General features: G+C 64.5%; 8 protein-coding genes. 6 read left to right on the forward strand and 2 right to left on the reverse strand.

Features of this window, described 5'->3' with window-relative positions; all coding sequences use genetic code 11:
• From RMN95_RS04660 to RMN95_RS04670, 3 genes are all read left to right on the forward strand, one after another.
• On the forward strand, nt 1–537 hold a 537-nt coding region (locus RMN95_RS04660), incomplete at its 5' end, for a DUF6264 family protein (RefSeq protein WP_309615786.1).
• A gap of 72 nt (nt 538–609) precedes the next feature.
• Complete coding sequence (locus tag RMN95_RS04665) at nt 610–1,830, forward strand: ATP-binding protein (RefSeq protein WP_309615787.1); 1,221 nt, start codon at nt 610–612, stop codon at nt 1,828–1,830.
• On the forward strand, nt 1,817–2,968 hold the full coding sequence (locus RMN95_RS04670) for a hypothetical protein (protein WP_309615788.1): 1,152 nt from the start codon (nt 1,817–1,819) through the stop codon (nt 2,966–2,968). The genes RMN95_RS04665 and RMN95_RS04670 overlap by 14 nt, the downstream gene beginning before the upstream one ends.
• Before the next feature lie 100 nt (nt 2,969–3,068).
• Here RMN95_RS04670 and fbaA read toward each other — a convergent pair whose 3' ends face one another.
• On the reverse strand, nt 3,069–4,094 hold the full coding sequence (fbaA, locus tag RMN95_RS04675) for a class II fructose-bisphosphate aldolase (RefSeq protein ID WP_309615789.1): 1,026 nt from the start codon (nt 4,092–4,094) through the stop codon (nt 3,069–3,071).
• A 151-nt stretch (nt 4,095–4,245) separates the two neighbouring features.
• Between fbaA and glpX the strand changes: the two genes are divergently transcribed.
• Nucleotides 4,246–5,232, forward strand: coding sequence for a class II fructose-bisphosphatase (glpX, locus tag RMN95_RS04680; RefSeq protein WP_309615790.1), 987 nt, complete (start codon nt 4,246–4,248; stop codon nt 5,230–5,232).
• Between the two features lie 2 nt (nt 5,233–5,234).
• Here glpX and rmuC read toward each other — a convergent pair whose 3' ends face one another.
• Nucleotides 5,235–6,551, reverse strand: a complete 1,317-nt coding sequence (gene rmuC, locus RMN95_RS04685; protein ID WP_309615791.1) for a DNA recombination protein RmuC — start codon at nt 6,549–6,551, stop codon at nt 5,235–5,237.
• Nucleotides 6,552–6,625: 74 nt separating this feature from the next.
• On the opposite strand from rmuC, the gene RMN95_RS04690 reads away from it, so the two are divergent.
• The gene (locus RMN95_RS04690; protein ID WP_309615792.1) at nt 6,626–7,549 is read left to right on the forward strand and encodes a LysR family transcriptional regulator; all 924 of its coding nucleotides are present in this window, start codon (nt 6,626–6,628) and stop codon (nt 7,547–7,549) included.
• A gap of 62 nt (nt 7,550–7,611) precedes the next feature.
• A partial coding sequence (gene mmsA, locus RMN95_RS04695) for a CoA-acylating methylmalonate-semialdehyde dehydrogenase (protein WP_309615793.1) occupies nt 7,612–8,756 on the forward strand: 1,145 nt, incomplete at its 3' end.

The following is an 8,756-nucleotide window of genomic DNA, read 5'->3' on the forward strand; positions in this document are numbered from 1 at the left end:
CAGCCGGGTCAACCGGTGGCTCACCGACTTCTCCCGTCGATCATGACTGACGATCGACCGAGGCCGCAATACGGCGAGTACGCGCCGGTTGGTCTGCCGGCTCCGGCCCCGCTCGATCAGGCGACGGTCACGCCAACCCAGCCCGAGGTACCACCCGTCACCCGTCGCACCTGGGATGTTGTGCTCACGATGGTGTTGTTGATCATGGGGGTGGCCGATGTCGTCGGGTCGTTCCCCACGTTCGGCAACCTGGCCCCGGTGCTCAGTCGGGCTTATGAACAGCAGGCAATCGGAACGTTCACCTTCGACGGACTGGCCAACGACATGGGCGTCGCGATGAATGTCGTGCGCATTGTGCTTCTCGGCATTGCCATTGGGCTCGGGCTGTTCAGGATCGTTCACCGCAAGATCGCGTTCTGGGTGCCGCTGGCTGCCGGAACGATTGCCTTCATTACCGTGTGCGGTTTGCTGCTGGTCGTTGTTCTCACTGATCCGGCACTTGCCGAATACGCCGTGCAACGCTCGAATACCCCGTAGTCTCAGCGCAGGTCAATAAACGGCGCAGGTTCACGGTCGAGCAGACGCGGAGAAGCGGGGGCAGTCGTGCGAGTGGCAGTCCTGCCGCGGGATGTCGCGGCCCGGGTGATCACCACGGGAATCTCGCGCGGCGCCTGGGCGGTTAACTGTGTCAACCTCGTGCTGACCTTCCCGATCCTGATTGAGTTCATGCTGTCGAACGGCCTTGGGGAGGCGCTGCCCGGGCCGCTGGCGCTGCTCAGCCTGATGCTTGCTTTCGCTGTGTGGGCGGCTTTCATGCCGAGGGCGTGGCTGGTCGGTACCTTCCTGGCGGTGGGTGCGGTCTGCGCGATCCTGTATGAGATCTCGCTGGTCTCGGCCTATCCGCCGATCATGGGCGAGGCGCTGTTCGTGGTTAGTAGGCCCGCCGTCTCGCTGGTGCTGATCGGTATGATCACCAGCACCTGGATCACCGGTCTCGTGTGGACGTTCGTCGGCTTCGTTGTCTCGATCCTGGTGAGCCTCGCGGTAGCGGTGGTCACTGGGCTGCCCGTGACCACCGGTCTCGGGCCGGTGCTGGTCATGCTGATTTACGTTGCGACCTACATCGTGCTGGGGGCGATCCAGCGCAGCCAGCGGAGGCTGGTGCCAGATTTCGAACAGCTTGAGAGCGAGACCCAGCGACTGGCGTTCGAGGAAAATGCGCGATCCAGGGTCACTGCCGCCGTGCATGACACCCTGCTGAATGATCTTTCCCTCATCATGAATGCACCGGATACGCTCACCCAGCGCGCCGTGGACCGGCTCACCGCCGACATCGAGACACTGACCAGTGAAGAATGGCTGCACGAATCCCAATCCACCGCCGTCGATGACTCCGACGCCGAGCTGCGCAACCGTCTCACGCTGGTGATGAGCGACCTTCAGTGGCGCGGCCTGACGGTGCACATCACTGGCAGTGGGCCGGGAATCTATCGGTTATCTGTTGGCACCGCGTCGGCGCTGGTGGATGTGATCCGCGCCTGTCTCGAAAATGTCCTCAGACACTCGGGAACGACGGTCGCCGAGGTCGACATCGCGTACACTCCGACCGACGTGACAGTGGTGGTGAGTGACCAGGGTGTCGGTTTCGATCCGACCGAGATCGCTGGCGACAGGCTGGGTGTCAGGCTTTCTGTGATCGACCGGATGCGTGCTGCTGGCGGCAGCGCAAGAATCTGGTCGTCCCCGGGAACGGGAACGTCGATCGTGCTGTCGGCGCCCGTACTCGAGATGGTGGCACCCCATCCGGAATCGACTCATGGCCAGGGTTAGTCGCCCGCCCGTGCTGTCTGCGCAGCAAGTGGATCCACTGAGCTGGTTCACCGGACCGTTGTTACCCCTCGTGCTGTCGGGCGCCATCCTGGTGTACTCGACAGGGATGGTGGTGGCGCACTGGGGCATCACCGATCGGCCGCTGCTACAGGTCATCGCGATCGTGCTGTGCACAAGCACCGGTGTCATCATGCACCTTGCAACCCGGCCGTTGCGACAGCACATCGGGATGCTTATCGGCGCCATGGCGCTCGCCCCGACCGTCATGGGGATGCTCGTGTCGGCCCTCGGCTACGCGGGGACAAGCCTGCCGGTTGAACAGTGGTGGGCCCCAGGAACTCTCGCGCTCGCGTTCGCCAGTCTTGCTCCCTACATCGACGTGCGCCGGGTGCTCGTGCTGGGCTCGACTGCCACCGTTGTCGCCGTGCTGGGCTCGCTCGCGATTCTCACTCCCGGTGACTACTCGTGGGGTGTGGTCGGCGTCAGCCTGATCATGGCGTACCCACCGTTGCTGGGTCTTGCCGCCACAGTGGTGTTCTCCTGGGCAGTTGTCACCACCATGCTGCGGCTTCTCGAGAACCAGTCACGAGTCATGGTGCCGGGCCAGACGGTCAAAGACGACGCCACCGCGCAGTTCGAACGCAACACGGTCGCACAGCTCACCTCCCGGGCGGTACCCTTCCTGCAGTCCATCGCGGCGGTCGGCCAGATTACTGTCGCCGACAGGGCGCTCGCCGGACAGCTCGCACGCCGGCTGAGGGATGACCTTGTTACCCAGTCGAACCTGAGTTGGCTCGAATCGGTTGCCAGCGAGTCACGGCTCGTGGTCGTTGACCCCGGTCGTCTCGCGCGGCGCATGAACCAGGCGCAGCGCACCGCACTGCGGGCAATGCTGCGCGCCATACTCGACACGCCTGGCACCGACAGCGGCTCGCTCATGGTCGACCTGCGTGACGGTGCTGATGGCACCATCGCGGTCGGGGTCAGCCTCGATATGGCACTCCCGGAGGGGCGGCGAATCATGCACCTCGCCCCGTACTATCTGACGTTGAAAACGGCTGTGAACGATCTGACCATCGAGACCCGCGATCTCCTGAGCCTGTCCTTCAGGATCGACGGGGATGGCGGAGCCCGCTAGCAGGCCACACTCCTTCTCGGGCGGGCGCACTGAACTGGAGTCTGGAGCGGTGGAGTCGCCGCGAGCCCTTCTGCTTGCCGCCGGGCCGTTTCAGGGTGAGCTAGTTGCCGGAGTGACCCGCAGAGCCGAGCTGCGTGGTCGCTTCGACGACGCGTGCCGCCATGGCGGTCTCCGCCGTCTTGCCCCAGGCGCGGGGGTCGTAAACCTTTTTATTACCGACTTCACCGTCGATTTTGAAGAATCCGTCGTAGTTCTTCAGCACGGTGTCGGCAATGGAGCGGCTGAAGGCATACTGGGTATCGGTGTCGATGTTCATTTTGATCACACCGCTGGCGACTGCGGTCGAGATCTCAAGGTCGCTTGAACCCGATCCACCGTGAAAGACGAGGTCGAGCGGTTTTGCGCCGGTGCCATACCGGGCCTCGATACCAGCCTGGATCTCACCGAGCAGTTCGGGCCTGAGCTTCACGTTGCCGGGCTTGTACACGCCATGCACGTTGCCAAAGGTGAGGGCGGCCATATAGCGGCCCTGCTCACCCAGGCCGAGCGCGTCGACCGTCGCGATGGCATCATCCAGAGTCGTATACAGATGTTCGTTGATGTCATGGCTCACACCGTCTTCCTCGCCGCCGACCACGCCAATCTCGACCTCGAGGATGGCGTTGATGGCCTTCATGCGCGGAAGAAGGGTCGCGGCGATCTCCAGATTCTCGGCCAGAGTGACGGCCGAGCCATCCCACATGTGCGACTGGAAAATCGGGTTGCGGCCGGCCCTGACCTCGTCCTCGGATGCCGCGATGAGGGGAAGCACGAATCCGTCGAGCGCATCCTTCGGGCAGTGGTCGGTGTGGAGGGCGACCGTGACTGGGTAGTTCTTCGCCACCTCGGTGACGAAGGCTGCGAACGCGAGGGCACCGGATGCCCGCGCCTTCACGGTCTGCCCGGCGAAGTAATCAGCGCCGCCCGTAGTTACCTGGATGATTCCATCGGAACCAGCTTCGCTGAGCCCCTGCAGAACCGAGTTGATCGTGGATGAGGAAGACACGTTGATCGCCGGATAGGCGAATCCGCGGGTCTTCGCCTTGTCGAGCATCTCGGCGTACTGGTCTGGGGTAGCAACAGGCATTGCGGGATCTCCTTCGTGGCGCACGTGGTGGCGGTGAAAGTCTACCCAACCGCCTCCGGGCACTCCCGTGCCGATAGGCTAACGGTGCGTTGATTCCGACCGGCGAATCCCACCACAGCGACGACCGCCCTCGATCGAAGGATTCCCCGCAGTGAACACCGAAACCGGAACGCTTTTCCTTCATCCCGATCGAAACCTGGCGCTCGAGTTGGTGCGCGCCACCGAGGCGGCCGCCATCCGTGCGGTGCCCTTCATCGGCAAGGGCGACAAGCTCGGTGCCGACGGGGCCGCGGTGGATGCCATGCGCAAATTTCTCGGAACCGTCGACTTCGACGGCCTTGTCGTCATCGGTGAGGGCGAGAAAGACAACGCCCCCATGCTGTTCAACGGCGAGTACGTGGGCACGGGGCGAGGCCCGGCGTGTGACATTGCGGTCGACCCGATCGACGGCACATCTCTGACGGCAGCCGGTCGCCAGAACGCCATCTCCATGATCGCGGTGTCAGACCGAGGCACCATGCTGGACGCGTCGACCGTCTTCTACATGGAAAAGATCGTCACCGGGGGCGAGGGAATCGGCGTCGTCGACATCCGACAGCCCATCGCCGAAAACATCCGCGCCCTGGCGAAAGCAAAAGGGAAGCCCGTCGACGAGGTTGTGGTGGCGGTACTGGATCGTCCGCGCCACGAGAAGTTGATCGAGGACATCCGGGCGACGGGTGCCGGCACGCGGCTGATGCTCGACGGCGACGTTGCCGGAGGCATCAACGCTGCACTGTATGGCACACGCATCGACATGTGCGTCGGCATCGGCGGTAGTCCTGAGGGTGTGGCGACGGCCTGCGCGATCAAGGCGGTAGGCGGCCTCATCCAGACGATCCTCTACCCGAAGACAGACCTTGAAAAACAGAAGGGTCTGGATGCGGGCCTCAAGTTCGACCACGTGTACGACGCCAACGAGCTCGTCCGCAGTGACAACACCTTTTTCGTGGCGACCGGCGTCACCGACGGCGGTCTCGTCAACGGAGTGAGGCGGCTCGGCCCGATCATTCGCACCGAGAGCATCGTGCTCCGGTCGCACTCCGGCACTATCCGCCGTGTCAGCGCCGACCACCTCGCTGAGAACTGGCTCGGCTAACTTCAGCCTGATTCGGTGGATGCGGCTGCATCGTCGCCCGGGGCGGCAAGCTCCGGGGCGGTCAACGAGCGCGGGCTGGATTCGATCAGTGTCGCCTCGCCGAGGATTTTGCTCTCGTCGAGTCGGTTGATCTGGCGTGCCGTGACCAGCACGCGGGTCTCGAGCGAGCTGGCGAAGTCGTTGTAGTTGCGCACGGTGCGCTCGATCGACGACCGAAGCGAGTCAGCGTGACCAGCCATCGTCTTGATCCGGTCGTACAGCGACTGGCTCAGGGTGAACAGTCGGTTCGCGTCGTCGGTCAGAAGGTCTTGTTGCCAGGTGAGTGCCACCGTTTTCAGGACGGCCCACAGGTTTACGGGGGATGCCAGCGCGACACGTTTGCGGAACGAATAGTCGAGCAGGCTCGAGTCAGCCTCCAGCGCCGAGGCGAGCAGCGATTCGCTCGGGATGAACGCCACCACGAACTCCGGACTCGCGTCCAGGCCCTCCCAATAGGTTTTCGACGCGAGCGCGTCGATATGCGAGCGAACGGCTTTCACGTGCTTCGCAAGCAGCGCGGTGCGCCGCGCGAGATCAACGTCCGGTGCGGTCATGGGGATGGCGTTGGCCTCGAGATATGCGTCGAACGGCACCTTCGCGTCGACCGCGATCGATTTGCCACCGGGCAGGCGCACGATCATGTCCGGCCGGCCGCGCCCGGCATCCGTCGTAATCGTCGATTGCAACTCGAAGTCGACGCGGTGGGTGAGCCCGGCGGCCTCCACGACGTTGCGCAATTGCGCCTCGCCCCACACGCCGCGGGTGCCATTATTGCGCAGGGCCGAGGCGAGGGACTCGGTCGTGGCTCGAATCTGGTCACCCGAGATTCTGGACTGGTTCAGTTGCTCGGCGATCGCCCCATACTGCTGGCTGCGCTGGGTCTCGAGGTCGGTGACTTTCTGCTGCATCGTGCGCAGAGTTTCCTGAACGGGAGTGAGCGCCTGGAGCACCTTCGATTCGCGCTGCTCGCGATCGGCCTGGGCCTTGGCATCCATTCGCTGGCGATCGATGACGTCTTGATACTGGGCCTGCAGGGCATCCACCTGCTCACGAAGCGCCCCGGCCCTGGCCTTGATGGCGGCGTGATCGGCGGCGAGCGTGGACTGCACCGCCCTCTCGTCGGCCTGCAGCTGGGTGAGTGTAGCGAGATGACGAGCCTCAACGAGCGCAGGGTCGACGATGGATGCCGCTGCGCGCGCCCTGCCGACGAGAACCCCGATCACCGCGCCCACCAAGACGCCCAGGACGATGCCGATGATGAGAGCGATGAGAGGATCCACCCAGGCAGTGTGACAGGGGCCCCCGACACTGTGCGGTTGGAAATCGCGGCACGCCCCGACAGTATGGTGAGTGCATGAGCTCGCAGGCACCCGATCCACTGGATGTGAGCACCGATGACCTGCGCTACCTCCTCGCGGTCGCGCGCTCGGGGAGGCTGGTGTCGGCCGCGACCCTGCTCGGTGTCGACCACACCACGGTGCGTCGACGACTAGACCGACTCGAAACCGCGCTCGGCGTTCGCCTGCTCGACCGCGGTGCCGACGGCTGGGAGCTGACCGCGATCGGTCGGGATGTCGCGGCGCACGCCGCACCGCTGGAGCACGTCGTCGAGCAGGTGCTCGGCGCGGCCTCGGGCGGCAGCGATGGCGTGCGCGGAACAGTGCGGATCGTGGCGCCCGAGGGGTTCGCGACCACCTTTGCCACCCCGTGCCTGGCGCGAGTGCAGGCCCACCACCCCGGAATCGCGATCGAACTGGTGACCTCCACCAGCCCGCTCAGCCTGCGCGGATCGGGCTATGACATCGCCGTGACGGTCGGCTCCGCTGCCAGTTCCCGCCTGACCGCCGAGCCACTCGCGCCCTATTCACTGCGGCTTTACGCGGCACCGTCGTACTTGGCGGCGCACGCACCTATCGACTCGCTGGCCGACCTGGAGCGGCATCCATTGGTCTTCTATGTCGACGCGTTGCTGACCGTTCGCGAGCTCGACCTCGCGCCGGTGCTGAGCGGGATGCGGGTCGGTTTTGGCTCGACGAACGTGTTCGCGCAGCTCGAGGCGACACGCCAGGGCGCCGGCATCGGGCTGCTGCACGCGTTCATGGGAGAGCCGGATGAGCAGGTCGTCGCGGTGCTGCCGCACGAGGTCGACTTCAGGCTGCAGTTCTCGCTCTCGGTGCGCCGTGACAGCCTCTCGGTCGAGGCGGTGCGGCTGGTTCGGGATGAGCTGGTCAACGAGGTGCGCGCCAGGTCACGGGAACTGGTGCCGCCTGTGCGTTAACGCACATCCACTGTGCATGAATAGTTCTTGAATGCAGATCATGTAGCCTCCACACTGGGCATATGGACATTCTCGATCACTGGATCAGCGGCGCCCCCTTCGCCGGCGTTTCCACCCGCACCTCACCCGTGTACAACCCGGCGGAGGGCACGGTCTCCCGCGAGGTGCGGCTCGCCACCACGGCCGACGTCGACACCGCCGTGCAGTCGGCGAAAGCCGCATTTCCCGCCTGGGCCGAGACGTCGCTGGCAAAGCGCCAGTCGATCATGTTCACGTTCCGCGAGCTGCTGAATGCCCGCAAGGCGGAGGTCGCCGCCATCCTCACTAACGAGCACGGCAAGGTCACCTCCGACGCGCTTGGCGAGGTCGCCCGTGGTCTCGAAGTCGTCGAGTGGGCGACATCCATCCCTCACCTGATGAAGGGCGAGCACAGTGAGAACGTGTCCACCGGAGTCGACGTGTATTCGGTACGCCAGCCGCTCGGGGTGGTCGGTATCATCAGCCCGTTCAACTTTCCGGCCATGGTGCCGCTGTGGTTCTTCCCCGTGGCCATTGCCGCGGGCAACACCGTGATCCTGAAGCCCTCCGAGAAAGATCCGTCCGCCGCGATCTGGATGGCGAAACTGCTGCAGGAGGCGGGGCTTCCGGACGGTGTGCTGAATGTCGTGCACGGTGACAAGGAATCCGTGGATGCCCTGCTCGAGCATCCCGATATCTCCGCTATTTCGTTCGTCGGGTCGACTCCCATCGCGAAGTACATCTACGAAACCGCCGCGCGCAACGGCAAGCGCGTGCAGGCCCTCGGTGGAGCGAAGAACCACATGTTGGTCTTGCCGGATGCCGATCTCGACCTCGTCGCCGACTCCGCCGTCAACGCCGGATTCGGCTCGGCCGGCGAACGCTGCATGGCGATCTCGGTGGTGGTCGCCGTCGAGCCGGTCGCCGATGAACTCATCGAGAAGATCACCTCCAGGCTCGCAGGGCTCACCGTCGGTGACGGCACGCGAGGCTGCGACATGGGGCCGCTCATCACGAGGGAGCACCGCGACAAGGTGGCGTCATACATCGACATCGCGATCGCGGACGGTGCCACCGTCGTGGTCGACGGCCGTGGCGTTTCCGTGAACGGAGGGGATGGCGGATTCTGGCTCGGGCCGACCCTGATCGACGCCGTTTCGACCGACTCAGACGTCTATAAGCACGAGAT

The organism is Salinibacterium sp. (assembly GCF_031364185.1).
Lineage (GTDB): Bacteria > Actinomycetota > Actinomycetes > Actinomycetales > Microbacteriaceae > Rhodoglobus.